We start from the raw sequence: 25,710 nt of genomic DNA on the forward strand, positions 1-25,710 counted from the left end.
GGAATTTATCATGTTTAATTTTGAACGTAATAATCACTTTCAAATTAAAGCGAATAACTTTTTATTGGCATTATTCATTGTTATTGTCGCGGGAAGCTATTCAACGCGGGTTATAGCTGCAGTATGTAAGGCGAATAGTATGCAAAAAATAGTCAAATTTGATGATATTTCTGTTGACTATAAAAATTTGCCATACATAAAACACGCCTCCAATAATGAGATGGCGGTAACATGCAATATATACGGTCAGAGAATAAAGGTAAAATCCATGACTGGAGTCATTATAGGCTCCCTCAAAAATAACTCTTATGAAACCAGTCTTCCTGGTGTCAGATTTAAATGGGAACTCCAGCCTAATAAGGTAGTGAGTCAGGATATGGTTGTGGGCAGTTCAAGAGGGATCGGCAAAGCACAAAGAACATTGAACGGTAAATTTCATATAGAGATCAATAATAATGTTCAATCAGGAACAGTCAATGAAATAATAATAACGATGGCTGATACTACAAATCATGATACGGTTTTCACTTATAAAATCCCTTCTTTTAACATCACGGCAAGATCTTGTGCAATAACCACGCCGATTATTCATGTTCCGATGGGAGCCGTATCAAAAAATCACTTTAAAAACATAGGTGATACCGCCGGTGGACGTTCTTTCGAGATCAATGTGCAGTGCAAAGGATCCCCGAACGCGAATATTACCTGGGAGCCGGGAAAGACTAATACAAATGGCGTGATAAATGCTGATTCAACCTCATCAGCAACAGGGATCGGCATTCAGATGTTAGATGACAGGGACAATCCTGTGAAGTTTGGTGAACAGCAAGCTCTTGGCACGATAAATTCTTTGAAGACATTGTCATATAAGGCAAAGTATTATCAAACCAGTAATACCGTCATTGCCGGTAGCGTTAATGCCACAGCCACCTTCACTGTCGATTATAAGTAATGAGCCTGTATGAGTGCAGATTAATCCATAATAAGGTGATCGCCAAAGCGATCACCTTATATACCAATCCAACTTCAAGGTGCGTGTTATATTTCCCCGCGCAGCGGGGAAATATAAGGCCTCGCGTCGTCTTGCGGATTACAACCTGAAGTGTATCGAGTATATTCATTATTTTTTCGTCAAGACAGTGTGTTTATTAAGACTACCTCGCTCCCCCAATCGTTGCCGTCATTCTGATTTGACGATTGTCGGTGATTTCAAGGTTGGACAGTACAACTAATCTAGGCAGTACACGTCGCAAGAAGCGAGACATCAGTGGACGAAGTGCATGGTTGACCAATAATACAGATGGCGCTCCCAACATTTCCTGGCGCTCCAATGCCTCTGCCGCCTGACGTTCCAAACTTTCTGCCAAACCTGGCTCCAATCCACCACCATTTTGCAGTGCTTGCAGCAGCAATCTTTCCAATCCGGTATCCAGACCAATGACTTTGATTTCATCCGCACCCGGGAACCATTTCTGGGCAATCGCTCTGCCAAGTGCGATTCGAATAATAGCAGTCAATTCATAAGGATCTTTCTGTACCGGAGCATGTTCTGCCAGTGTTTCAACAATCGTACGCATATCGCGGATCGGCACTTGTTCCGCCAGCAGGTTTTGCAAAACTTTATGCAAAGTTGTCAGGCTGACTACATCAGGAATAAAATCCTCTGTCAGTTTTGGCATTTCCTGACTGACTCGCTCAAACAATTGCTGTGCTTCCTGCCTTCCAAATAGCTCACTGGAATACTGGGATAGTAAATGGTTTAGGTGAGTGGCAACAACCGTGCTGGCCGCTACAACTGTATAGCCTTGCACTTGCGCCTGTTCCCTTAGGCTGTCATCAATCCAGACAGCAGCCAGACCAAAGGCGGGATCTGTCGTCAAGTCACCTTGCAGTTCGCCCACAGCTCCACCCGGATTAATCGCCAACCATCGTCCCGGATGGGCTTCGCCACGCCCAATTTCTACGCCTTTCATCATGATACGGTAGCTGGCGGGTGCCAATTCAAGATTGTCACGAATATGCACCACGGGGGGCAGATATCCCACTTCTTGCGCAAATTTTTTGCGAATACCGCTAATACGACCCAGCAATTCGCCGTTTTGGCGAAAGTCCACCATGGGGATCAAACGATAACCCACTTCCATACCCAGTGGATCTTCCAGTTGCACATCCGACCATGAGGCTTCTGCGGTTTGTTGCTGCTCTTCCACCGCTTTCATCTCTTCATGTTGTGCCACCAGCGGATTTTTATCCTTACGCAAGAGGAAATAGCCCACGCCCGCCAAAGCGGCCGTAAATAACAAAAAGACAAAATTAGGCATTCCCGGCACCAACCCAAGCAGACCGAGTACACCCGCACTCAACATCATGACTTTGGGATTGTTGAAAAGCTGGGTCACCATTTGCTGGCCAACATCTTCATCCGTCGCTACACGCGTTACGATAACACCTGCCGCTGTGGAGATAATTAATGCAGGCAACTGAGCAACCAATCCATCACCAATGGTCAGCAAGGTATAGGCTTCTGCGGCATCCCCCAAAGATAAGCCGTGTTGAGCGACACCAACGATCAAACCACCAATAATATTGATCACCAGTATCATGAGTCCGGCAATCGCATCGCCACGTACAAATTTGCTCGCACCGTCCATTGAGCCGTAAAAATCCGCTTCCTGCGTAACGTCGGCCCGACGTTTTTTGGCTTCATCTTCGCCGATCAATCCAGCGTTCAAATCAGCATCTATCGCCATCTGTTTACCCGGCATCCCATCCAATACAAAGCGCGCACCAACTTCTGCAATACGCCCTGCACCTTTGGTAATAACCATAAAGTTAATCAGGATCAAGATAACGAAAACGACGATACCAATGGCAAAATTACCACCGACCAGAAAGTGACCGAAGGCTTCTACAACTTGCCCAGCTGCGGCAGATCCTGAGTGCCCTTCCAGCAGGATTATTCGCGTAGAAGCGACGTTAAGTGATAGACGCAGTAAGGTTGAAAATAGCAAAATGGTCGGAAATGCGGCAAAATCCAGCGTCCGGCGGGTAAACATTGCCACCAGCAGGACCATAATGGAAAGCGCGATGTTGAAAGTGAATAGCAGATCAAGCAGGAATGGTGGCAACGGCAGTACCATCATCGACAAGATCATGAGGATCAGAACAGGCCCTGCAAGCATTTGCCACTGGGAGCCTTTTATATTCCCCGGTAAACGATTTCCTGATAAACGTAGTAATGAGGCCAGATTAGCCATGACGATTATTTTCTCCAGCAAAATCCAGTGCTGGCGGCACTGGCAGATTTTCAGGTTTTTTCGGTTTCAGGCCACCTTCCTGTTTCCAACGTTTCAATTGGTAAACCCAGGCAAGCACTTCTGCGACAGCTGCATATAACGCCGCAGGAATAAAGCCGCCAACCTCAGCATGGCGAAACAACGCCCGTGCCAAGGGTGGAGCTTCCAGTAATGGGATGCGATTTTCCGCACCCATTTCTTTAATACGCAAGGCAATGAGTCCTGCCCCTTTTGCCAATACTTTGGGAGCGCTCATTTTTTTGCTGTCATACTGCAAGGCAACGGCGTAATGAGTCGGGTTGGTGACAATGACATCCGCCTTCGGCACATCCGCCATCATGCGCTTACGTGCAGCCGCTCGCTGTTGTTGACGAATTCTTGCCTTTACATGTGGATCCCCTTCTTGCTCCTTAAATTCATCCTTGATCTCCTGACGGGTCATTCTCAATTTTTTCAGGTGACTACGGATCTGATAAAGCACATCAAACGCGACCATAGGTATCAACATAAATAAGACAATGTAACTGGCAAAAATCAGCATCATCATGGCATCGCTCAAGGCTATCAGCGGATGCTGGGCAGCCAAGTTGAGCATAGTAGGCCAGTTAAGCCAGATAAACAGGGCTGCACCACATCCCACCAGTGATGCCTTCAAAATGGCTTTGAATAATTCAGCCAGTGCATTCATGGAAAAGATTTTCTTCAGACCAGAGAGGGGATTCAGTTTAGCCAAGTCAAATTTGATGGATTTTGAGCTGAATAGCAGCCCTCCCATCAAGGCGGGTGCACTGAGGGCAACCAATACCAAACCGATAAAAACCGGCAACAGCGCCCAGACCGCTTGTTTCAGTAATCGCCCGACTTGTTGCACCATCTGTTTGTCGTTACTGACCATGTTATGGTCGAAATTGAATCCTTCAAACACCATCAGGGAAAGTTCATGAGTCATCGATTGTCCACTCATCCAGAGCAGGCTTACCCCTCCCGCTAACATCAGGATTGAAGTGAGTTCCTTAGAACGCGCAATTTGCCCCTCTTTGCGAGCTTTTTCCCGTTTATGGGGCGTGGGTTCTTCGGTTTTTTCGAGATCGCTATCTTCAGCCACAGCTTTCCTTGGTGAGCGTTCATGATTACATGCAGAAAATTTGCCTTCAGGAGAGGGCAAATAAAATGATGTTAAGCATGACAAAAGCCCAGAAATTCAATGGCGGGAACACTGCAAAATTTGCGGGGGTATTTGAGGCATTATGATAACGGTCTTGAATTGAGATGGCTGCTATCAGCCATCTCAACGCGTTTTTCAATCCGTTTTAACGGGTGCCTTGATATCAATACTATCGGCATTAACATCACGAATATGATCTTTCGTCAGACGATAAACAACCGGACTGAGAAAGGCAATGGCTATCAGGTTGGGGATCGCCATCATGGCATTAAGGGTATCCGCCAGCAACCAGACAAAGGTTAACGACTGAGTAGCACCAATCGGCAACGCAATAATCCAGGCGATACGAAAAGGTACTATCGCTTTTGGACCCAATAAATATTGGATACATTTCTCACCGTAAAAACTCCACCCCAAAATGGTTGTAAAGGCGAAAATAGCCAGGGCAACAGCAACGATATAGTTGCCTCCCGGGATCACGGCTGAGAAGGAAGCGGCGGTCAGTGTTGCGCCTGTTTGACCTGTCAGCCACCCACCGGTAATAACAATGGTCAAGCCCGTCACGGAGCAGACGACGATCGTATCAATAAAGGTTCCCAGCATGGCAATTAAACCCTGACGAATGGGGTTTTGGGTTTTTGCCGCTGCGTGGGCAATAGGTGCACTTCCCATGCCCGCTTCGTTAGAGAATACACCACGGGCAATACCAAAACGGATCGCCGCCCAAACTGCGGCACCAGCAAATCCCCCCTGTGCCGCAACGGGAGTAAAAGCGGATTTAATGATTAAAGCAAATGCATCGGGAATAGCGGTAAAATTGAGTGCCAAAACAATAACCCCTGCCCCAAAGTAACCAACCGTCATCACAGGCACTAATTTACCTGCCACATCAGAAATGCGTTTGATACCGCCAATTAACACGGCACCAACCAAAACGACCAAAATACCGGCCGTTATGGTTTTTTCAATCCCAAAGTTACTTTGTAATACGTCAGCGACAGAGTTGGCTTGTACCGTATTGCCGATACCAAAACCCGCAATACTGCCAAAGAAGGCAAAGAGAGTTCCCAGCCAAATCCACTTTTTTCCCAAGCCATTTTTGATGTAATACATCGGGCCGCCAACGTAATTACCGTTTTTATCGGTTTCACGGAAACGTACCGCCAGTACTGCTTCCGAATATTTCGTTGCCATACCCACCAATGCGGTCATCCACATCCAGAACATGGCTCCCGGCCCGCCCATCACAATGGCTGTCGCCACACCTGCGATGTTTCCGGTTCCGATTGTCGCTGACAAGGCTGTCATGAGTGCGTTAAAAGGTGAGATTTGACCTTCACCCCGTTGTTCATTTTTTTGAAAGAGTAATTTGAATCCTGTGCCGAGTTTACGGATCGGCAGGAAGGACAAGCGGATTTGCATGAAGATCCCAATCCCCAAAAGCCCAACTAGCATGGGAACACCCCATACTACCCCGTTTAGCGTACTTAACCACTGTGTAATTAATTCCATATACACCCTCGGCATTTAACTTAACAAGTTGGCAACAAAATAATTTCAATTAAATAAAGAGCATTTTGGGAAAATAAGCGAGGATTAATTGAGTATCTTTGGCAAGAAAAAATGGATACTGTGAGTTGAGTCACTCGTTAAGGTTATTCTTTATCAATCTTATGAATAATAATTCTTCTTACATCCTTATTCTTATATCTCCCCCCATAATTAAATTTTTATCTCGACATTAAATAAATTAAAGGTTTTTTATAGCAAATAAATGCGTATTATTTACTTTAAAATAGTTCCAGGGTAACTAAAGGACTATCTGTGGCAAGAGTTGGTTACATCCGAGTGTCAACAAATGACCAAAATAGCGATTTGCAAAGAAATGCGTTAGTCAGCATTCACTGTGAGCTGATCTTTGAAGACAAGATCAGCGGGAAGACGGCTAATCGTCCGGGGCTAAAACGCGCCTTAAAACATCTCAAGTCTGGCGATACGCTGGTGGTTTGGAAGTTGGATAGACTAGGGCGTAGTGTGAAGAATCTGGTCACACTGATTTCAGAATTGCATGAACGTGGTATTCACTTTCAAAGCCTGACCGACAGTATTGATACCAGTACAGCAATGGGACGGTTTTTCTTCCATGTGATGAGTGCACTGGCAGAAATGGAACGTGAACTGATTGTGGAAAGAACCAATGCAGGTCTAGCCGCAGCACGGGAACAAGGGCGAATTGGTGGACGACCGGTGGTATTTACCGAGGAAAATCGACAACAAGCCGCCAGATTACTCAATAAAGGGCACAGCCGAAAGCAGTTGTCGATTATTTACAATGTCTCGTTGTCAACAATTTATAAGTATTTACCTGTAGGTAAGGTAATGAATTAGCTTATAAAATCTTTTATCAAACTCACCCACTCTGTGGGTTTTTCAATGTGTACTGCGTGACCACTGTTAATAGCTTTATATGTACTGTTGTTAATGTTTTTATGAACTTCACGTACCCGATAAGGCGGGATCAATGTATCACTGTTTAATCCAATAACCAGTGTGTCTTTATCTATTTGAGTAAGATACGCTTTTATGTCTATGGTTAATCCCAATACAATAGACAATTGGTTTTTTGTTATTTTGCGGATTTTCTGGCAATTCCTGACGGTAAGAAACCAATGAATCTTTTAACTTAATGACTTTATCAATCAACGCCACAATGCTTTCCTCTGCATAACCTGAATTAATGCCATCGGAGCAGGCGTTTGGGCCAGCCATCCGGCTCACCCAAGCGCACCAAAATATAAAGTTCTGTTCGTTGTTAAAACAATGACACGCGTTATCAAAAACCTAAACTATCTAACAAATCATCGACCTGTTCCTGATTGGTAATAACGCCAGCACCATTCTGGTTAACCTGAGGGCCGTTAAGAAGACTATCGTTCTCTTTTTTCGCTTTAGCCATCTGGTCAGAAGGCATATTTTCCATTAATACCATAACCAACTGTTTTTCCAGCTCCTGAATAACTTCCATCATCCGTTTAATTACCTGCCCGGTCAGATCCTGAAAGTCTTGCGCCATCATAATCTCAAGCAATTGGGTGTTGGTAAATGAAGTATGATCAGGGACGAGATTCAGATAGTTTCTCGTGTCCGTTACCAGTGAGCGGGCATCGGGCAGCGCTAAATTTTTCGGATTTGCAAACCATTCATCCCAACGTTGGCTCAAGGCTTTTGCAGACGATTCCAATTCGTTCTGACGAGGCTGTGCGACTTCAACGCAGTTCAACACCCTTTCAGCCGCTTGTGCTGTCATTTGAACAACGTAATTTAATCGCTCTCTCGCATCTGGGATCGCTTCAGCCGCCTGAGCGATAGTTTGATCCAATCCCAGCTCACGTAAACTATCGCGCAGCATTCTGGTTAACTGCCCAATCCGGCTGATTATTTCACTGGTTGAAATCGCCTCACTTCTCGGCATGACTGGATTTTCACTCATTTTGTCTCCTTAGAGCCCCAATTTTTCAAATATTTTATTGAGTTTCTCTTCCAAAATAGCCGCAGTAAACGGTTTCACAACATAACCGCTAGCGCCGGCTTGTGCTGCTGCAATAATATTCTCTTTTTTTGCCTCCGCCGTTACCATCAGGACAGGTAAAGCGGCCAGCTTTTCTTCATTGCGAATCGTTTTCAACAACTCAAGGCCATCAATATTTGGCATGTTCCAGTCAGAAATCACAAAATCAAATTCGGCAGTGCGGAGTTTAGTCAACGCTTCTGCCCCATCCTGTGCTTCATCTACATTGTTGAACCCCAACTCTTTCAGTAGATTACGCACAATTCGACGCATAGTTGAAAAATCATCGACGACCAAAAATCTCAGATCCTTACTTGCCATAAAAACTCCTTGGAATTTCACTTATCCAGCAGCACAGCGCTGCAAAAATTAACATCAAATACAACTACCAAATACAACGACTAAATACGAACCGATTGCCCCGCACTGATTTTGGCCAGCATCGTTTTACTGATTTTTTGCAAATCCATGATTTCATCTACCGCCCCTAACTGGATCGCGGCACGTGGCATGCCAAATACGACACAACTTTTTTCGCTTTGTGCCAATGTGTAAGCCCCTGCCTGCTTCATTTCCAACAAGCCCGCCGCGCCATCATTACCCATGCCAGTTAAAATAACGCCTACCGCATTGCGCCCGGCAGATTTAGCAACGGAACGAAAGAGAACATCAACAGAAGGACGATGGCGATTAACTGGCTGGGTATGCGTTATCATGATTTGATAATTGGCACCACTGCGGCAAAGTTCCATATGACGATCGCCAGGTGCAATGTAGGCATGTCCCGGCAGGACACGTTCCCCATCCTCAGCTTCTTTTACCGTGATCTGACTCAGTTTATTAAGTCGTTGTGCAAAAGAACGGGTAAAACCCGGAGGCATATGTTGAGTAATTAATAAAGCCGGACTGGTGATCGGCAGGGGTTGCAGCAGGTTTTTGATTGCTTCTGTTCCTCCTGTCGATGCCCCTACTGCGATGAGTTTTTCACTGGATAATAGTGGTTTGAAATTCAGTGGTGCGGTACTTATAGATATCGGTTCCACAGGACTGATTTTAGCCTGGGCTGCGGCACGGATTTTTTCGGCAATCAGTTCGCTATAAGCTAACATACCTTCACGGATACCCAATTGTGGCTTAGTCACAAAGTCCACAGCCCCCAGTTCCAATGCCTTTAATGTAATTTCCGAACCTTTTGCAGTCAGAGAAGAAACCATCACAACAGGCATAGGACGTAACCGCATCAATTTTTCCAAAAAATCAATGCCATCCATACGTGGCATTTCAACATCCAGTGTTAATACCTGCGGATTGTGCTTTTTGATTAAATCACGGGCAACGAATGGATCCGGCGCACAATCCACAACTTCCATATCAGGGTGACTATTGATAATTTCCCGCATGATTTGACGCATTAACGCCGAATCATCCACACAAAGAACAGTTATTTTATTCATGACCCCTCCTTGCCCGATTGACCCCGTAAACGGTATGTCCTTGCAAGTAGAACTCTCGGCTGATTTGAGTGACGTTTTCGGAATGCCCTGCAAAGAGCAAACCATCCGGTTTTAAGAAAGTGACAAAACGGCGCAAGATCCTTTCCTGTGTCTTTTTGTCAAAATAAATCATAACATTACGGCAGAATATCGCATCAAATTTACCTTCGAGTGCCCAATCAGAATCCAGTAGGTTCAAATGCTGAAAGCTCACCATTTCAGCCAGTAAAGGACGAACCCGTGCATATCCTTCAAAGCGTCCAACCCCTTTGAAAAAATATTTTTTCTTTTGGCTTTCACTCAGACACTGTAATTCTTCCAGTCGATAAATACCCTGCCTGGCTTTTTCCAGCACACTGGTATCAATATCGCTGCCAATAATTTTTATCCGATTTGACCGATGCCCCAGTGCATCACACAAGGTCATTGCAATAGAATATGGCTCCTCCCCGGTTGAAGCGGCAGCACTCCAAACACGGTATGTTCCGCCATTTTTCCCGCTGGCATGAGCGGCCAGAATAGGAAAATGATGAACTTCCCTGAAAAATGCAGTGAGATTGGTGGTCAATGCATTAATAAAAGATTCCCATTCTTTGCTGTGACTGTCTTGCTCCAGAATTGACAGATATTGACCAAAATCATTAAGTCCTAATACACGAAGCCGCCTGACTAAACGGTTGTATACCATCTCACGTTTACTTTTTGCCAGTACTATGCCAGCCCTTTGATAGATAAACTGGCAGATGCGCCCAAATTGCGCATCCGACAAAGCATGTCGCTGAAGCATAAAGTTCAGCGGTGCAGTAGCTTCAGTATCTGAAGCTATTGAATTGGCTTTCATCTGACCTCAGCGTAGTTGATTTACAACATGCTCATCAGTCATGTTTGATGTAGCGGTCGCTTGATGATCGTACTCATCTTCCAAATTGTCGGGCAGTTCAAATTGCGCAACAGTTTTTACCAACATGTCCGCCTTGTCTTCAAGGGCAGCGGCGGCAGCGGCAGACTGTTCCACCAATGCAGCATTTTGCTGGGTGACTTGATCCATCTGACTGACGGCTTGAGCAACTTGATGAATGCCACGGCTCTGTTCATCAGAGGCAGCAGCAATTTCAGCCATTAAATCAGTTACCTGGTTCACCGACCTAACCAGCTCATCCATCGTTTGTCCCGCATTATTCACCAATTCTGAACCCTGGTTAACACGATGGACAGATTCATCAATTAAGGTTTTGATTTCTTTCGCCGCTTCGGCGCTACGTTGTGCCAAGTCACGTACTTCACCGGCGACGACAGAGAATCCGCGTCCCTGTTCGCCGGCACGTGCCGCTTCAACGGCAGCATTCAGCGCCAAGATATTGGTCTGGAAAGCAATGCCATCAATAACACTGATAATGGCGCTGATTTTCTTCGAACTTTTGGCAATTTCATCCATAGTTGCCACGACACTTGTGGTCAACTCACCACCTTTTGAAGCGGTCTGAGAAGCAGATGTTGCCAGTTCGCTGGCTTGACGTGCATTTTCTGCGTTCTGTTTCACGGTAACCGTCAACTCTTCCATACTGGCAGCCGTTTCTTCTAATGATGCGGCCTGTTGCTCTGTACGTGAAGATAAGTCCGTATTACCCTGAGAGATCTCTTGAATGCCAGAGTACATCTGGTTGGTATTCTCACGCACAGCAGCAATGGATTTGACTAATGATGCCTGCATGTCCCGCAGTTTGCGGAAAATATCACCAATCTCATCATCGGTGAACACGGCAATTTCCTTATCCAAACGCCCTTGCGCTACATCCTGGAAACAAGTTCTCATATTCGAAAACGGTCTGAGCAGGTTACGTTTCATCCACCAATTAGCGGCGACTGAAACAATAAATACCATCAAGACGGCACCAAAAAACATGGCAATGGATACTTTGTAGTAAAATTTTCCCTCAGAAACTGCTGAGTTAATGTTCGCGCCGAGAAATTGCATGTAATTGTTAAATGCAATTTCCATTTTACGCTGGTAATCTTCTGTAGGTTGATCAAGGAAGGCCTGAAAATTACCTTCATACAGATAAGTTTTTAGCTCTTTTAATGCGTTGATATATTCTTGATAAGAATGTTCAACCGCAGTTAATAAAGCGGCGCCATGATCAGTTTGTTCCATCCGGGGCAGTGAACTGAATTTGGCAAAATTCCGGTCTGCGTCATTCATTGAGCCTTTGAGTAACGCCTCCATTGTCTCTATCTGCGTTTGTGGCTGCCCCACTCTCTGGGCTATTGCGATTTTGTTCAAAGTATTACGCGTTTGCAACAATGCCGACCAACTCAATCCAAGGGTATCTCTCCGCTGAGTACCCAGATCAATTCTTTCGATATATGTCTGGTCTGTATGAATTATTCCCAGAGACAAACCACTCGAAATAATTTGCATAACACAAAACATCATCAGTAACAGATATAAACTGGTTGATATGCGAAGCTTGCCTAACATGTAATCACCTCGTTTAACGGCTGCATTATGCAGCCGTGGTTATCGCTATTATTTTTTAGAATGTTTCCCAATTAGAGGGGTCTTCCGCATTACTGTCTTTTTTTCAGCATGGGAGGATTCGTTTTATTAGCTGGAGGAGTCATCGATAAAACTTCATGTTTTCTTTTTTCAGGCTGCTTCCTTTCTGCCTGCTCCGTTAACTGGAACATCGCAACTGCTTTGGTCAATATCCTGGCTTGTTCTTCCAATGCGGCGGCGGCGGCGGCGGATTGCTCAACCAATGACGCATTTTGCTGTGTAACTCTGTCCATTTCGGAAATAGCGACGCCGACTTGTGTGATCCCCCGACTTTGTTCATCAGAAGCCGATGCAATTTCGCCCATAATGTCAGTCACACGGGTAACAGAATCGACAATTTTGTTCATGGTTTCACCCGCACTTTCTACCTGTATAGAACCCGTATCTGTGCGATTTACCGAGTCTTCGATTAACGCTTTGATCTCTTTAGCCGCTTCTGCACTGCGCTGTGCCAGATTGCGCACTTCACCAGCAACCACGGCAAAACCACGGCCATGTTCACCGGCACGGGCAGCCTCCACGGCAGCGTTAAGGGCGAGAATATTGGTTTGGAAAGCAATGGCATCAATGACGCCAGTGATATCAGAGATCTTGCGGGAACTGTCCGCGATTTCATGCATGGTCTGAACAACATTGGCCACCACTTTACCGCCCTGACGGGCGATCTCAGAGGCGTTGTCAGCCAAGTTACTGGCTTGACGGGCATTATCAGCATTCTGTTTTACTGTCGCAGTCAACTGTTCCATACTGGCCGCCGTTTCTTCTAACGAAGCCACTTGCTGTTCAGTACGGGAAGAAAGATCGTTGTTGCCTGCGGCAATTTCGCTGGTGCCGGTATAAATGGTTTCGGTACTTTGATGAACACTTCTGACCGTATTGATCAATTCTTCCTGCATGTGTCTCAAGCCAACGGCTAACATGCCCATTTCATTATTGCCAGTTACCGTGATCGCCTGAGTCAAGTCCCCTCTTGAGAAGGCCCTGATATTATCCAGCAGCTTGTGTAGCGGATCGATCAATGTCTTACGTAAGCCAATCCAGCTTATTCCCATGACTACAACCAGCAGCGCCATCACAAAGATCAATGAAGCAACGATATTGCTGTAAGTTTGGTCAGCTTCTTCTGCCACCTGGTCATAAAATTTTGTGCTTTGGGAAAGATAAAAGTTAAATTCCACATTAAACGCGTTCTGATAATCTGTCGTTTTATGGAGAAAAAACGCTTCAAATTTGTCATGCGCTAGCATGTTATCTAACTCTTTCAGCGCATTAAGATAGTCATTGTGAGTCTGTTTTAGACGTTGAAGATGTGCTTGGTCATAAAAAGACAGTTTTTCAGTCTGTTCATATTTCTCGAAGAGCCGTTCAGCACGGGCAATATTAGCCTTGGCTTCCGCCAGAGCACCATCAATTTTATAACTACCTTCAACACCGCGATTTTTCATCATGTACATGATGCCAACACGGTTAAGGTTATTGCGGGCTTGCAGCAGGTTAACCCAGCTCTCATCCAAATAGATTTGCTGCTCTCGCATTTTATCTATTAAATCAAAGGCTTTTATATCATTCTTCAACCCTTTGAAGAACAATCCCCCGGAGATAAGTTGCAAAGCACCAAACAATATGATGACTGAGATTAATCCCGTCACTATTTTCATTCGGTTAAACATAACTTCCCTTTTTTACTAAATTTCTATGCCGATTTTTGGAATTACAGATAGTTATCGGCACATTAAAAGGGAACTTTACGTATAATTCTAAAAATTGATTTTTTACGGTATTTTTTTGATCTAAAACAAAGGGGCAGCTGTTTTTTATTGCAGTAGCCCCAAAACATCAATCTTTACATCAACTTTTAGCGACTGAATCAACCAATGCCATTTCTTCACTATTGAGAAGCTTTTCGATATCAACCAGAATCAGCATCCGTTCATCAATCGAACCCAGCCCCGTTAGATACTCTGTTGATAAAGTGACCGCAAATTCTGGCGCAGGACAAATTTGATCATCTTTCAGGGACAGCACGTCAGACACACCATCAACCACAATCCCAACAACACGGTTAAGCAAATTCAGGACAATCACAACAGTGTTGTCGTTATAGGTGACATCTTCCTGTGAGAATTTGATCCTCAAATCGATGATAGGAACAATCACCCCACGCAGGTTCGTAATCCCCTTTATAAAAGCAGGTGTATTTGCAATGCGGGTAACCTGGTCATAGCCGCGAATTTCCTGCACCTTTAATATCTCAATTCCATACTCTTCATCACCCAGGGTGAAAACCAGATATTCCTTTCCGGTCGTTTCCCCCGATAATTTATTTAATTCTTCTATGGCCGACATGATGTTACCTTTTAGTGTGAAACGTTTTGCGCTGTGCCAATTGTTCGTGGTTAAGTTTTTGCAAAGCAGGAATATCGATGATAAGCGCAACGCTACCATCCCCCATAATGGTGGCCGCCGAAATACCCGATACTTTGCGGTAATTGCTCTCAATATTTTTAACAACAACTTGATGTTGCCCCACCAGTTTATCCACCAGCAAGGCATAACGACGTCCGGCACTCTGCACAATAACAGCAATGCCTTTCGTTGGATCAGTGATTCCATTAGGGATATCGAATATCCGATACAGTTCAAGCAGAGGTAAATATTCCCCACGTACCAGTAATAATTTTTCATCACCCGCCAATGGATAAATATCTTCCTCTTGTGGTTGCAATGAACTCACTACGGCACTCAGTGGCAGGATGAAAACTTCCTCATTGACTCTCACCGACATGCCATCCAGTATCGCTAATGTCAGTGGCAGCAAAATGCGAATGACAGTGCCCTTTCCTGACTGGAAGTTAATCTGAATTTGCCCGCCCATATCCTGAATATTGCGTTTGACCACATCCATGCCAACACCACGACCAGAAACATCAGTGACTACTTCTGCGGTAGAGAAGCCGGGAGCAAAAATCAGCATAGCCACTTCTTCGTTACTCATATTTTCACTGACGCTTAAGCCCTGAGATTGTGCTTTTGCTAAGATCTTTTCACGGTTCAGACCCGCACCATCATCAATAACTTCAATACAGATATTTCCACCTTGATGTTCAGCCGCCAGAGTCAAATTACCCGTTTCAGGTTTACCCGCTGCAAGCCGGTTTTCTGGGCTTTCAATACCATGATCAAGACTGTTACGTACCAGGTGGGTGAGAGGATCGATAATCCGTTCAATTAAACTCTTATCCAGTTCTGTCGAACTGCCAATGAGTGTCAATTCCACTTTTTTATTGAGTTTTCCAGCCAAATCCCGTACTAAACGCGGATAACGGCTAAAAACGTATTCCATCGGCATCATGCGAATTGACATGACAGATTCTTGCAAGTCACGGGAATTTCGCTGCAATTGGGCCATACAGCTCAACAATTCACTGTGTTTGGTCGGTTCCAGACCGTTACAATGTTGGGCCAGCATAGATTGGGTAATAACCAATTCACCCACTAAATTGATAAGCTGATCAACTTTTTCTACGGCAACACGAATACTGGATGATTCCGCACGTTGGCGTGGCGATCCTGCTGCCGGGCGTGGCGCCGGACGCCCAACTTCACGTACATCTGTTTTTTTCGGAGCATCATCCGGCTGTGGATTATTTGTAATTATCGTATTTGTTGTAGGCGTATCTTTTGCTGTATTGCTGTCTGTTGTACTATTTTCTGCCGCAGTTTTTACCGTATCCGTTTTTACTATGGCATCGACAGCATCACCTTTTACTACTCCTGCATCTTGTTCTGTTTCAGTGTCCGCACCTTTTGACTGAGGCTCATTTGTTGGTAAAAAAGTGATTTGCTCAGGCTCAATCACAAAACACAATACAGCCGTAATATCATCTTCTGTCGCAGATGTGATCAATGAGGCTTCAAGGCTGTTGGTAGTCTGTTCTACATCATAAATCTCACCAAGATGCCTCAATTCATCCTTCATTAAACTGACTTCGCGTTCTTTCAATCCAGATAAATGAACACGGATCTGTCCATGATTGGGTTTGTCTGCTGAAGTATGCCTCTCTTCTGGCTGATTATCTTCGGACTGAACCGATGCTACTGTCTGTTTTTCCTCAATTTCATTTACAACGGCTTCCGTGACAAGTTCAGTCTGCATCTCAGGTGTTGCTGCAAAAAATTCTTTTTCCTGCTGCCCTTGCTGTAGTTCTAATGCAAGCTGACGCAGTGTCTCGCAGATATAATTGAATGTGTCTTCATCCGGCTCCTGAGAACTTTTATAGGCATCCAATTGTTGCTGCATAATATCTTTCGCTTCTAAAAACAGGTTGATAATGTCAATGGTCAAACGTATTTCATCACGTCTGGCGCTATCGAGCAGATTTTCCAAAACATGCGTGGTCTGTTGCAGACGGGTAAAACCAAAAGTCGCAGCCCCCCCTTAATGGAGTGGGCGCTGCGAAATATTGCATTTAGCTGCTCATGATCAGGCTCATCGGCATCGAGTAGCAATAAATGCTGCTCCATATCAGCCAATAGTTCATCTGCTTCATCAAAGAAAGTCTGATAAAACGCGGTAATATCCATCGTTACTTACTCTGTCATCTTGTTATCACTCAGCGGTTCAGCCGATAGCTGTTCCGATTTTGCGATTTCATGTTTTATGATCACATGGGATTGTTCGGTGGATTGCTGAACAGCCGCTCCCTCATTTGAATCCATTCTGATGACTTCTTGCATATCCATACTATTGTTAGCGATCAGGGCGTTACCGCCACTGTTTTCCTGCTCAATCCTTTTTTCTGCATCTTTATTGAGTACAATAATGCTGATACGACGGTTAACCGGCGCATTAGGATCGATATCTTTCTGCATACTAACAGTAGATGCCATACCCACAACTCGCAGGACCTTGGTGCCATCCAGACCCCCTATCAGCAATTCACGCCTTGATGCATTGGCGCGCTCGGAAGAAAGCTCCCAGTTACTGTAACCCCACTGACCGTTAGCATACTGTAAATTATCGGTATGACCAGAAAGACTGATTTTGTTCGGAATATCGTTCAAGATCGGCGCAATTGCCCGCAAGATATCGCTCATGTAACTTTCGACTTTAGAACTGCCAATCATGAACATCGGGCGGTTTTCTCGATCGATAATCTGAATACGTAAACCTTCCTCCATCATGTCAATCAATAGATGAGGACGCAGCTCTTTAAGGCGAGGATCGGTAATAATCAATTGATCAAGTTGCTGGCGTAATCGATTTAAGCGACGAGTTTCTTCTTTCGCTTCAACTATATTAGATTGACGGAAAACTTCCCCATCTTGTTGGACGATATCATCCCCTCCCCCGGGGATCGGGTTGGTGCTATCGCTGCTTTTCTGTCCCTGATTAATCGCTACCTTTAAAGGAGTACGGAAATACTCAGCAATGCTGGTTAATTCCTGTGGACTGGCTATCGATATCAACCACATAACCAGAAAAAATGCCATCATTGCCGTCATAAAATCAGCATAAGCAATCTTCCATGACCCACCGACATGGCTCGCATCATGTTTTTTACGCTTTTTTATTCTGATGACGGAAACATTATTCGCTCTCATAATTATTCTTCAACTTCTTGTTGTACAGGGGATTTAACCCGACGAACATGTTCTTCCAGTTCTGTGAATGAAGGACGATCTGTGAGGAATAACGTTTTACGACCGAATTCAACTGCAATTTGTGGTGCATAACCATGCAAACTGGAAAGCAGTGTCACCTTGATGCATTGCATCATTTTAACCTGCTCACTGCTGCGTTGACGAAGGAGTGTTGCCAGTGGGGAAACGAAACCATAAGACAATAAGATCCCAAGGAATGTTCCCACCATTGCATGTGCGATCAACGCACCCAATTCTCCTGCCGGACGATCCGCAGCTCCCAGTGCGTGAACAACCCCCATGACAGCCGCAACAATTCCGAATGCAGGCAGCGAATCCCCGACTAATGCCAAACTGGTCGCAGGTACTTCACTTTCTTGTTCGTAAGTCTCAATTTCTTCATCCATCAAGGCTTCAATTTCATGAGGATTCATGTTACCGCTGATGATCAGGCGCATATAATCAGTAATAAAATCCATCAAATACTGATCTTTTAACAAACGAGGATACTGGGTGAAAATGTCGCTTTGGTGTGGATTTTCAATATCTCGCTCCAAAGCCAGCAGCCCGTTCTGGCGAGATTTGGACAACAGACGAAACTGCAATGCCATAAGGTCCATATACATCGCTTTGTTGTATTTTGATCTACGTAATATTTTTGGTAAAACACGCAGTGTTGCCTTTATCGCCTTGCCATTATTGCCCACGATAAAAGCGCCGATTCCCGCACCTGCAATAATCAAAAATTCCGCTGGCTGATAAAGTGCGCCCATGTGACCACCGACAAGTAGGTAGCCACCAATTACCGCACCAAAAACCACGATATATCCTAAAAGTACTAACACGCGATATCCTTTAGCTAAGTTGGTGAGCAGATGGGATCTGAACAGGGAGAATCGATAAATGAAGAAGAGTATGACGACAGGTTACAGAGTTTATAATCAAACCTGTAACCTGAATTTTACTTTCCCATTTAAATTCACACAGCTTGCTGAGCAAATCCATCCAGCAGTTGTGAATTAGTATCGGCAGGTTGAGAGGAAAGTTTACGTTTTTTTACTGCCCGTGAAGGGGGCTGGCAAAGACTACAAACAAAGCTATTTACCGGCTGGTGAGCGTGTGTGATAAAAGTTCCACCACAGCAGCGACATTGTGTTGGCTGTAACATCCCGCTGTCAACAAAACGCACCAATGTCCAAGCTCTGGTTAATGCCAGAACAGGCGCTTCTTCACTCGCCGGAGGACATTGCTCAAGATATAAACGATAAGCTTTGACAACAGCCTCTACACCTTCACAATGTCCACTTTTCAACAGAAAACGGTAAGCATTGTAGAACATTGACGAATGAATATTCTGTTCCCAAGTCATAAACCAATCCGTCGAAAAGGGGAGCATCCCTTTAGGCGGAGGGCTTCCCCGCAGCTCTTTATACAACCGGATCAATCGGCCTCTACTTAGTTGTGTTTCACTTTCAAGCATCTGCAATCGCGCGCCTAAAGTGATGAGTTCCATTGCCAGCTGAATATCTTTCGCTTCCTGAACAATACTTTTTTCAACCATCTTTACGCTCTTTTCTTGATTGAGGTGTCATCCCGGGCGGATAACTGCTGAAAAAGATGAGTAGACAGTAAGATACCCGTATGAATTTGTTGCAGATCGTCCACCCGCGATTCTTTCGTTAACTGCTGTACGGTTTCGTGGTCTTCAAACCGAAAATGGCAAATCAGTTGGTTTGTTTCAGCTAATTTTACTAACTGAGGCAATGTCAGCGAGGCCAACGTATCAGCCATCGATTCACTAATACCTAAACGGAACATCGCAGATGCTTTCTCATGGTTAATTAGCCGTTGTGCCAAAAGCAAATACGATAAATTTATGTCATAAATATGTTTGAGCAATTCAACCGTACTCATTTCTATATATCCCGTCCGATTACATGAAAAAATCAAATTAAGTGATCAAAGAATCACTCACGACAAAATTACCAGTAGCATGAGATTCAATAATCTCCGACATAACTGAAATATACATCTTTAGCCAGAGCAGTAACTGTCCTTTGTATTACTCTTGGGATCGCCCAATTTCTAAAATATTTCGGTAATGGGTTGTAAAAGTATTATTGCGTCATCTGAGTAATGCACTTGCCACAATTGATTAAGAATATTCTTAATGCTAATTAACTTTACTCCTGAATCATCAACTTATACAACGGAGAATATATGTCATTTTAAATACTATGTGATACAGATCACAAAACTGGCACTTTTTATTATGATTCTAGCTCATTAACTATTCAAGAAAAAAAAACGAGAAATAGTCTACAATTAATAAGTTAAATTATTTAAATAAAAACATTAGGGAGCGTTTTTTGTTTTATACGATCTATTAAACTTATAAATCCAAAATAACGATAAAAAATCTTTCCTTTAGTTAAATTAGCAATATTATAATAAAATTTGCTTCTTGATAATGTCGCCAGGCATTCATCTTCCACTATAACTTGATTGAGATCATAGTCATGCCAAATTTATTAATTAAATGTGAATACTAGTTATTAAAAAGCTATCAGTATGATCATTTTTAGTTTATGTTCGTACCATTTTCAAACAGAACAAAAAATACACACACCCCGCTTTGGGCGCAAACATCACACAGATCACAAAAATAAGATAAAATACAGTATGATATTGAAATAAAAAAACATCTGCATCGTCATCCCCTGTAAACTCAACTAGCAACGCTTTGCTAATTAAACAAAATTCAATTCCCTCTGCAATCTGTCAAGGATATTTTTTACCACTATAATAAATAAATTTTACTAAACAAAATTAATACATATACCGCCTGCTTGTGACATAAATTTCACTCAGAACCCCTTGTTGATTATTCCCCCTCTTTAGCCAGCTCACACGCACAATTGATAATAAAAATTAATCAATAATTTTCACATCCATAACAAAAATGATAAGAATGATAAATGTTTTATAAGGTTTTTCAACGCGGGGAAATCAGCAGTTAAATTCTCAAACAAGATAGCTTATTGATCAAAAATTAATTTACTTAAATAACAAGGAATATAAATATAAAATCATTCCCAAATGCAAATTTGGCAACAGCATATTATCACATAAAGACTAATTAAAAGACGAATAAAGAATTAGAATAAAAACAAATAAAACCAGATGTAAACACAAATATAAAAAGGCAATTCATCCCATTTAACCTTGTGAATAAATAGTAATAGATAGATTAATTTGTCGGTTTCAAATAAAAAAAATAACAGGAAAATATAACGTTATTGTTTCCTTAAATTCATTTGTGTTGTGATAGGTAGTTCGTTTTTAAAGAATAACATCAAGACCCATTCTAAATATTTGTAAAAATTCGTCATGATGAGAGTCATAATGTTATATATTCCGTATGAATGACTCCCTTAACCCACACAGAATAAGATATTATTTAATGAGAATTATTTACAACCATCCACCAAATCGATGAATGTAAAACCGCTTCATCATTTGAGCAATGATACAGTAGCTTATTAATGTCCCAATTAACCATGGAAAATATTCCCACGGTAGTGGATGTAACCCAATCAGGTTATCAAATGCAGAGAATGGAATGTAAACACCAAGTACCATTATTATTAATGCCGTTAATAAAACAGGGAGCGCTGCCGTACTTTGCACAAAAGGAATTTTTTGTGTGCGCAACATATGTACAACTAAGGTCTGTGATAGCAATCCTTCCACAAACCACCCCGATTGAAATAATGTTTGATGTTCTATACTGTTAGCTGCAAATACATACCATATCACAGCGTAAGTCGTGATGTCGAAGATAGATGACGTAGGACCAATCCAGAGCATAAAACGCCCTATATTCTTTGCATCCCATTTACGAGGTTTTTTCAGAAACTCCTTATCCATTTTGTCCCACGGCAAAGACAGTTGAGAAATATCGTACATTAGGTTTTGTACAAGCAAATGAATGGCTAACATCGGTAAAAATGGAATAAATGCACTGGCAACTAATACAGAAAATACATTTCCAAAATTTGAACTAGCCGTCATATTTAAATACTTGATGATATTCCCAAACGTTTCCCTTCCCTTAATTACCCCCCTCTTCCAAAACCATCAAATTCTTCTCAAGCAGGATGATTCGGCTGATTCTTTTGCGATATCCGTCCCTGTATCAACTGAAATTCCAACATCGGCATCCCGTAATGCCGGCGCATCATTTATTCCATCACCAAGAAAACCAACGGTATGTCCATTATTTTGCAATGATTTTAAAATGCGTGATTTTTGCAGAGGGACTAACTTACAAAAGACTGATCTTAATTCCACTTCTTTTGAAAGGTTTTCATCACTCATGAGTTCAATATCAGGGCCAATAAGAATATTTCCAGAATCTAAATCCACATCTCGGCAAATTCTAGCCGTAACAACAGGATTATCTCCGGTAAGCACCTTAATCGAAACACCATTTTCCCTTAATGTTGCAATTGCCATTGCAGCACTTTCTTTTGGTGGATCTAAAAATGTTAATAACCCTTGTAATGCCATCTCCTTTTCATCCGCAACAGAAAGTGGATGTTTCACTTCATCGTGACTTAACTTCCGAGTCGCTAAGATTAACACTCTGAAACCTTGTTCGTTATAACTGCTAACTAATTCCATTACATTGTTGCGGCTTTCTTCAGTTAGAGAAATAATTTTCTCTTTTATCCTTATATAGGAGCAAACTGATAGCATTTCCTCTGCGGCTCCTTTGCAAACTAATTGATAATTATTAGACAAATCCTGTATAGAAATTGACAATCTGCGCCTAACAAAATCAAACGGTAACTCATCAATTTTTCTGTAGCTGCGGAGGAAATTAAGGTCTGAATTATCGCAGCCATACCTAACAATGGCTTGATCCATTACGTTTTTGGTGCCACTTTGATGAAAACTGTTTAACCAAGCCCAGTGGAGTATAGAAGCATCTTCCTTGGTCATGCTCCCAATCATTAGATTGTTGTAGTAAACTCCCCACTTTTTATTACTGGTGAGATATGGCTAAAGTTGATGTGGTTTGTCGTTACTGTCACAAAGCGGAAGAGGTCAAAGGGCATGGAAAAGGAAGCAGCGGACATCAGCGTTATCACTGTTATGCCTGCCGTAAAACCTTTCAACTGAATTACACCTACCAAGCCTGCAAACCCGGAATGAAAGATCAGATTGTGGATATGGCTGCGAATAATGGCGGTATCAGAGACACCGCTCGTGTCCTGAAGGTGGGTATCAACACCGTTCTTCGTACCCTAAAAAACTCGAACCCAGACAGGTAACTACACTGCCGCTGGCCGCAAATAATATTCATATTATCTGCGAAATTGATGAACAATGGTCTTTTGTCGGTAACAAGAAGAATCAGCGCTGGCTTTGGTATGCCTGGGAACCGGAGCAAAAGCAAATAATCGCGCACGTATTGGGGGATCGCAGCAGGAAAACACTGAGCAAATTGCTGGCACTTCTGGCTCCTTTCGAAATTCAATTTTTCTGTACCGATAATTATGCCGTTTACGATTGCCTTTCTGAGGAAAAACACTTTAGAGGGAAGAAATTTACTCAACGTATCGAAAGAACCAATCTGACCTTACGTACTCGCATCAAGAGACTGAATCGGAAAACGATCTGTTATTCCAAATCCGAAGAAATGCATGACAAAGTGATAGGCACTTTCATTGAGCGTGAATACTATCTTCCAAAGGTTATCTAACTATTGGGTGCATGACCCATCTTCCTTGCCTTCTGTATCTAAATAGTGCTGGAGAATAATTTTATCTTGCTTTAGCGATCCTGTTTTGTCCGTACATAATATGTCCATTGCCCCAAAGTTCCGGCTTGCATTGAGTCGTTTGACAATGACCTTTTTCTTTGACATAGCAATAGCCCCTTTTGCCAAATTGGAACTGACAATCATGAGGTGTTAAGCCAACAGCAACCGCCAGTGCGAACAACGCCGCGTCAAACCAATCTCCTTTTGTTAATCCATTGATTAACAATACAATCGGCACCATAACCAACATAAAACGGATCAATAGCCAGCTAACACTATTAACGCCATGATCAAAGGCGGTTTGTGCTCGTGTTCCTACGATAGATTTTGCCAGTGAACCAAAGTAAGTTTGCTTTCCTGTCGCTACAACCACCGCCGTCGCAGTACCACTGGTTACATTGGTTCCCATTAAACAGACATTAGAAAATTCAAGTAACTCTGTTTCAGATACATTATCAGAACGGGCTGTCTTGGCACTCACATGAGCCATCGTGTCATATTTTTCGACAGGGATCGCTTCTCCCGTCAAAATTGCCTGGCTGATAAATAAATCTCTGGATTCGGTTAAGTACAGATCTGCTGGGATCATGTCTCCGGCAGATAAATAAACAATATCTCCCGGAACCAGATGCTTGATTGGAATTTCTTTTTTCTGTGATTTAGTCTTATCAGAAGGGCGTCTCAAAACGGTTGCTGTTGTATTCACCATTGATTTCAAGGCTTCCGATGCCTTATTTGTTCGATATTCCTGCCAAAAACGAAGTAATCCACTTAATGTAACCATTATTAGAATAATAATGACACCCGTAAGCTCTGTTTCTTCTCCGTTGAGTGAGGGCAACAAATATTCAGTACAAAAACTGATAGCAGATAATAATAGCAATACATAAATAAATCAGGGCAAGAGCGTGAATATTCTCTTCTTGCCCAACGCCTTAAACCCTGCAACTAATACCTTATCCAAATAGTTAATATCCATGCTCACAAGCCGTTGTTTTAGCCGAATACTGGTTTTTTTGGTTGTCTCTGCCCGCAACATATTGACACTGATGTGACGCATACATCCCAATATTTCAGCCGATTCTTCCCGGTGGATAAGGCAAGCATCTTCTCCCATCGTGACATCAAGAACCCAATGTAAGCGGGTTTCGATCCCCCAGTGTCCCCTGACAGCGGCGGCAAATTTGTCGGTGCTCAGTTCCGCTGAACTGATGTAATAACGATAATCAAGCGATTCTTTTCCTTTATTATCAATTCGATATCCAATTGCCACGCCCACAGTTTTTAAGTTTTTCCATTCTGGAAATTGTTGAGACAGCGCTTGGGCGGGTAACACATGATATTCACGGGCTTCTATACGACCATGTCCTTGTTCTATCGTGATATGTTCGACATGACTCACGGCAGAAACTTGGGCTGACAACGCCTTCTTAACCGCGCGCTACAACGTCTCCTGATCCCCTTTCACCGCCAGAAGATTGTCACCTTCCTGCTGCACAATTTGTTCCGCAATCTTCGTTTGGCATCCCATCGCATCAATTGTTATCAGGCAATCTGTGATATCCAGCAAGCGGAGTAATTTTGGGATCGCAGTGATTTCATTGGACTTTTTGTCTGTCTTCAGTTGTCCCATCACTACGCCGTTCTGGGTGGCAAACGCACTCACCATGTGGAGCATCGACTGCCGATTCTTGCCATCATAAGTTCCCCGCAACGTTTTTCCGTCAATGGCGATAATGTTCCCTTCTGAGCGTTCGTTAACCCATTGAACCCAATGAATAAAACAGTGCTGAAACTCAACGGGATTGAGCCGAGAAATCAGGCGAGCGATAGCATCATGTCCCGGTATTCCATTAGGAAAAAGGGGTTTTTCTTGATACCAGTTCAGGTACGTTTCGCCGAAATCTTCAATATCTTCCCATCCTTCTGCACCGGCGATGATGGCTGTAATCGACAGAAAAAGGACATCAAACAAAGGATAACTGATCTTAGACGACTGGCGGGGGTCTGTTAATGTACTGAAATACCGAGAAAAAGTATCGATACTCATAAGAATACTTCCCGAAAAAAGAAGTATGAAATTATATTTTTTCTTATTCGTCAAACCTGAAATTTTTTAACAAAAAGTTCACGCTCTCGCCCTGATGTTCGCCCGCAA

At 43.1% G+C, this 25,710-nt stretch carries 19 protein-coding genes and 4 pseudogenes; 3 read left to right on the forward strand and 20 right to left on the reverse strand.

The window, feature by feature from the left end; genetic code table 11:
* The first annotated feature begins 10 nt into the window (after positions 1-10).
* Positions 11-952, forward strand: coding sequence for a fimbrial protein (locus PXH59_RS06855; RefSeq protein ID WP_053014286.1), 942 nt, complete (start codon positions 11-13; stop codon positions 950-952).
* A gap of 202 nt (positions 953-1,154) precedes the next feature.
* Here the strand turns inward: PXH59_RS06855 and flhA are convergent, their stop codons facing one another.
* The 3 genes from flhA to PXH59_RS06870 form a co-directional block, all read right to left on the reverse strand.
* Positions 1,155-3,257, reverse strand: a complete 2,103-nt coding sequence (flhA, locus tag PXH59_RS06860) for a flagellar biosynthesis protein FlhA (protein WP_285810927.1) — start codon at positions 3,255-3,257, stop codon at positions 1,155-1,157.
* Entirely contained in the window at positions 3,250-4,401 is a 1,152-nt protein-coding gene (flhB, locus tag PXH59_RS06865) for a flagellar biosynthesis protein FlhB (RefSeq protein WP_285810928.1), read from the reverse strand. Before flhB ends, flhA begins: the two co-directional genes overlap by 8 nt.
* 195 nt (positions 4,402-4,596) lie before the next feature.
* Positions 4,597-5,973, reverse strand: coding sequence for an alanine/glycine:cation symporter family protein (locus PXH59_RS06870; protein ID WP_047770680.1), 1,377 nt, complete (start codon positions 5,971-5,973; stop codon positions 4,597-4,599).
* A gap of 312 nt (positions 5,974-6,285) precedes the next feature.
* On the opposite strand from PXH59_RS06870, the gene PXH59_RS06875 reads away from it, so the two are divergent.
* Entirely contained in the window at positions 6,286-6,849 is a 564-nt protein-coding gene (locus PXH59_RS06875; protein ID WP_285810929.1) for a recombinase family protein, read from the forward strand.
* Positions 6,850-7,017: 168 nt separating this feature from the next.
* On the opposite strand, the gene PXH59_RS06880 is transcribed toward PXH59_RS06875, so the two are convergent.
* The 15 genes and pseudogenes from PXH59_RS06880 to mgtA all read right to left on the reverse strand — a co-directional run.
* Entirely contained in the window at positions 7,018-7,230 is a 213-nt protein-coding gene (locus PXH59_RS06880) for a hypothetical protein (protein ID WP_047771146.1), read from the reverse strand.
* A gap of 64 nt (positions 7,231-7,294) precedes the next feature.
* Positions 7,295-7,951, reverse strand: a complete 657-nt coding sequence (gene cheZ / locus PXH59_RS06885) for a protein phosphatase CheZ (protein WP_047771147.1) — start codon at positions 7,949-7,951, stop codon at positions 7,295-7,297.
* A gap of 9 nt (positions 7,952-7,960) precedes the next feature.
* Positions 7,961-8,350 carry a chemotaxis response regulator CheY gene (cheY, locus tag PXH59_RS06890; protein ID WP_047771148.1) on the reverse strand — a complete coding sequence of 130 codons (390 nt, stop codon included), beginning with the start codon at positions 8,348-8,350 and terminating at the stop codon, positions 7,961-7,963.
* A gap of 80 nt (positions 8,351-8,430) precedes the next feature.
* A complete protein-coding gene (locus tag PXH59_RS06895; RefSeq protein WP_047771149.1) occupies positions 8,431-9,483 on the reverse strand; it encodes a protein-glutamate methylesterase/protein-glutamine glutaminase in 1,053 nt (350 codons plus the stop codon).
* Positions 9,476-10,363, reverse strand: coding sequence for a protein-glutamate O-methyltransferase CheR (gene cheR, locus PXH59_RS06900; RefSeq protein WP_285810930.1), 888 nt, complete (start codon positions 10,361-10,363; stop codon positions 9,476-9,478). Before cheR ends, PXH59_RS06895 begins: the two co-directional genes overlap by 8 nt.
* 6 nt (positions 10,364-10,369) lie before the next feature.
* Entirely contained in the window at positions 10,370-12,001 is a 1,632-nt protein-coding gene (locus tag PXH59_RS06905; RefSeq protein WP_047771151.1) for a methyl-accepting chemotaxis protein, read from the reverse strand.
* Positions 12,002-12,056: 55 nt separating this feature from the next.
* A pseudogene (locus PXH59_RS06910) lies at positions 12,057-13,749 on the reverse strand (methyl-accepting chemotaxis protein).
* Positions 13,750-13,927: 178 nt separating this feature from the next.
* Complete coding sequence (cheW, locus tag PXH59_RS06915) at positions 13,928-14,425, reverse strand: chemotaxis protein CheW (RefSeq protein WP_047771153.1); 498 nt, start codon at positions 14,423-14,425, stop codon at positions 13,928-13,930.
* A 4-nt stretch (positions 14,426-14,429) separates the two neighbouring features.
* Positions 14,430-16,466: a chemotaxis protein CheA gene (cheA, locus tag PXH59_RS06920; RefSeq protein ID WP_285810932.1), complete on the reverse strand. Its 2,037-nt coding sequence runs from the start codon at positions 16,464-16,466 to the stop codon at positions 14,430-14,432.
* Positions 16,421-16,663 carry an Hpt domain-containing protein gene (locus PXH59_RS20225; protein ID WP_285810933.1) on the reverse strand — a complete coding sequence of 81 codons (243 nt, stop codon included), beginning with the start codon at positions 16,661-16,663 and terminating at the stop codon, positions 16,421-16,423. Before PXH59_RS20225 ends, cheA begins: the two co-directional genes overlap by 46 nt.
* Before the next feature lie 6 nt (positions 16,664-16,669).
* A complete protein-coding gene (gene motB, locus PXH59_RS06930) occupies positions 16,670-17,683 on the reverse strand; it encodes a flagellar motor protein MotB (RefSeq protein WP_285810934.1) in 1,014 nt (337 codons plus the stop codon).
* Between the two features lie 2 nt (positions 17,684-17,685).
* Entirely contained in the window at positions 17,686-18,567 is an 882-nt protein-coding gene (gene motA / locus PXH59_RS06935) for a flagellar motor stator protein MotA (protein ID WP_047771156.1), read from the reverse strand.
* Positions 18,568-18,701: 134 nt separating this feature from the next.
* Entirely contained in the window at positions 18,702-19,283 is a 582-nt protein-coding gene (gene flhC, locus PXH59_RS06940; RefSeq protein WP_047771157.1) for a flagellar transcriptional regulator FlhC, read from the reverse strand.
* 2 nt (positions 19,284-19,285) lie between these two features.
* On the reverse strand, positions 19,286-19,636 hold the full coding sequence (gene flhD, locus PXH59_RS06945; protein WP_285810935.1) for a flagellar transcriptional regulator FlhD: 351 nt from the start codon (positions 19,634-19,636) through the stop codon (positions 19,286-19,288).
* A 1,560-nt stretch (positions 19,637-21,196) separates the two neighbouring features.
* Positions 21,197-22,705: pseudogene (mgtA, locus tag PXH59_RS06950) on the reverse strand (magnesium-translocating P-type ATPase); the annotation flags it as partial.
* 80 nt (positions 22,706-22,785) lie between these two features.
* Here mgtA and PXH59_RS06955 point away from each other — a divergent pair.
* A protein-coding gene (locus PXH59_RS06955) for an IS1 family transposase (RefSeq protein WP_285808308.1) occupies positions 22,786-23,492 on the forward strand; the annotation gives its coding sequence in 2 pieces (ribosomal slippage) (positions 22,786-23,035 and positions 23,035-23,492; 708 coding nt in all).
* A 3-nt stretch (positions 23,493-23,495) separates the two neighbouring features.
* Here the strand turns inward: PXH59_RS06955 and PXH59_RS06960 are convergent.
* Together PXH59_RS06960 and PXH59_RS06965 are read right to left on the reverse strand one after the other, a co-directional pair.
* Positions 23,496-24,447, reverse strand: a pseudogene (locus PXH59_RS06960) (P-type ATPase actuator domain-containing protein); the annotation flags it as partial.
* Positions 24,448-25,602 (reverse strand): annotated as a pseudogene (locus PXH59_RS06965) (ISAs1 family transposase). It abuts the pseudogene before it with no gap.
* Between the last annotated feature and the right edge of the window lie 108 nt (positions 25,603-25,710).

This window comes from Xenorhabdus bakwenae (assembly GCF_030272115.1).
Classification (GTDB): domain Bacteria; phylum Pseudomonadota; class Gammaproteobacteria; order Enterobacterales; family Enterobacteriaceae; genus Xenorhabdus; species Xenorhabdus bakwenae.

Excerpts from the sequence above, each read along its gene's own strand:
- flhC (WP_047771157.1), bottom strand. The coding sequence starts at position 19,283 with ATGGTTGAAAAAAGTATTGTTCAGGAAGCGAAAGATATTCAGCTGGCA.
- PXH59_RS06895 (WP_047771149.1), bottom strand. The coding sequence starts at position 9,483 with ATGAATAAAATAACTGTTCTTTGTGTGGATGATTCGGCGTTAATGCGT.
- flhD (WP_285810935.1), bottom strand. The coding sequence starts at position 19,636 with ATGAGTACGGTTGAATTGCTCAAACATATTTATGACATAAATTTATCG.
- PXH59_RS06870 (WP_047770680.1), bottom strand. The coding sequence starts at position 5,973 with ATGGAATTAATTACACAGTGGTTAAGTACGCTAAACGGGGTAGTATGG.
- PXH59_RS06905 (WP_047771151.1), bottom strand. The coding sequence starts at position 12,001 with ATGTTAGGCAAGCTTCGCATATCAACCAGTTTATATCTGTTACTGATG.
- PXH59_RS06880 (WP_047771146.1), bottom strand. The coding sequence starts at position 7,230 with ATGGCTGGCCCAAACGCCTGCTCCGATGGCATTAATTCAGGTTATGCA.
- cheZ (WP_047771147.1), bottom strand. The coding sequence starts at position 7,951 with ATGAGTGAAAATCCAGTCATGCCGAGAAGTGAGGCGATTTCAACCAGT.
- cheR (WP_285810930.1), bottom strand. The coding sequence starts at position 10,363 with ATGAAAGCCAATTCAATAGCTTCAGATACTGAAGCTACTGCACCGCTG.
- PXH59_RS06855 (WP_053014286.1), top strand. The coding sequence starts at position 11 with ATGTTTAATTTTGAACGTAATAATCACTTTCAAATTAAAGCGAATAAC.
- cheY (WP_047771148.1), bottom strand. The coding sequence starts at position 8,350 with ATGGCAAGTAAGGATCTGAGATTTTTGGTCGTCGATGATTTTTCAACT.
- motB (WP_285810934.1), bottom strand. The coding sequence starts at position 17,683 with ATGAGAGCGAATAATGTTTCCGTCATCAGAATAAAAAAGCGTAAAAAA.
- flhA (WP_285810927.1), bottom strand. The coding sequence starts at position 3,257 with ATGGCTAATCTGGCCTCATTACTACGTTTATCAGGAAATCGTTTACCG.
- PXH59_RS20225 (WP_285810933.1), bottom strand. The coding sequence starts at position 16,663 with ATGGATATTACCGCGTTTTATCAGACTTTCTTTGATGAAGCAGATGAA.
- cheW (WP_047771153.1), bottom strand. The coding sequence starts at position 14,425 with ATGTCGGCCATAGAAGAATTAAATAAATTATCGGGGGAAACGACCGGA.